The 1,139-nt window shown below is 58.7% G+C and carries 2 protein-coding genes; one reads left to right on the plus strand and one right to left on the minus strand.

The genetic code is table 11. From position 1 onward, the window contains the following. Positions 1 to 82: 82 nt before the first annotated feature. A complete protein-coding gene (locus tag Q0349_RS02665) occupies positions 83 to 787 on the plus strand; it encodes a hypothetical protein (protein ID WP_298079331.1) in 705 nt (234 codons plus the stop codon). Between the two features lie 171 nt (positions 788 to 958). Here Q0349_RS02665 and Q0349_RS02670 read toward each other — a convergent pair. Next, positions 959 to 1,139 (minus strand): hypothetical protein (locus tag Q0349_RS02670; protein WP_298079332.1); only part of this gene is annotated, 181 nt, incomplete at its 5' end.

Below are 1,139 nucleotides of genomic sequence, written 5' to 3' on the forward strand. Positions count from 1 at the left end.
CAGCGGCGATTACGACCTCGACGAACTCTTTGCCTGGATGGACAGCATCGTCAAAAAACCCTGAAGCAAACGGAGCAACACCATGAAAAACAAGACCCTCATCGGCGCCCTCGCCCTGACATTCGCGCTTGCTGCCCAAGCTGCGGGCGATGAACCCGTGCGCCGCATAGACGTGTACGTCAGCCCCTACTATGCCGCCGCCAGCGAAGCGGGCGGTACGCCGCAGGTGAGCGTTGGCGGTGCGCCGTTTGACCAGTTGCTTGCCTCAAACCGGCGCGAAGACATCCTCGCCGCGCGCGACCGCATCCAGCAGCAGCCGGACGCCATCACGCCGATGACGCTGATGGTGCTCGCCATCCGCCTCTACGACATCGGCGAGCGCGACGACGCCGTTTTCTGGTTTTACGTTGCCAAACACCGCTACACCACCCTGGCCTACAGTGCCGACGTGAACGCGCCCGCGCTGGAGGCGGCGAACAGCGCGATGAGCGCGTTCAACAGCCTCGCTGGCCCGTATATCAACAGCTACGCCTTCTGCGATGTCAAAAAACAGCAGGCAGCGAACCAGCGCGCCTACGAATGGGTACGCGACCACCCCTACGCCGCCCTCTACCACGAAAAGCTGCCGCGCCTGCTCGGCGATCCTCAAGCCAACATCCAAAAAGGACTGGACGCCATTGCCAAAGGCATCGCGGACGAAAAAGCGCTCGTTGCCGACCCGAAAGCCATGGCGGAGCTGCAACAGCGGCGCAAAAAGAACAACGTGGATGCACAATTTTGCTGGTAGCCGGGCGCCAAATTCCCTGCCGATGCAAAACCATCACCCGCATAGGCCAAGCGTAAATCCCCGACCTGCGTTTGCTGTTTGGTGTGGATGGCGATAAACCGCCCGCCGTAATAAAGCGGGCGGTTATGTTATCGCTAACCGCCCCTGCGAATTGATTATATGGATTGCGCTTTAACCCATTCCCGTGGCAAAAGCGGCGTAAATGGATGGGAAATCCCCGCGCCGCGCGACAACAATTGATAACCGCGCCAAAATCGAATGATCCACAATCCATAAAGCGCGATGCTGTAAAAAATAATAAACAGCGTACTCCAGCGCGGCGGCATAAAAATCTGCCCCGCCGGACAAAAAT

It is taken from the genome of uncultured Cardiobacterium sp. (genome assembly GCF_938028185.1).
GTDB lineage: Bacteria > Pseudomonadota > Gammaproteobacteria > Cardiobacteriales > Cardiobacteriaceae > Cardiobacterium.

Excerpts from the sequence above, each read along its gene's own strand:
- Q0349_RS02665 (WP_298079331.1), top strand. The coding sequence starts at position 83 with ATGAAAAACAAGACCCTCATCGGCGCCCTCGCCCTGACATTCGCGCTT.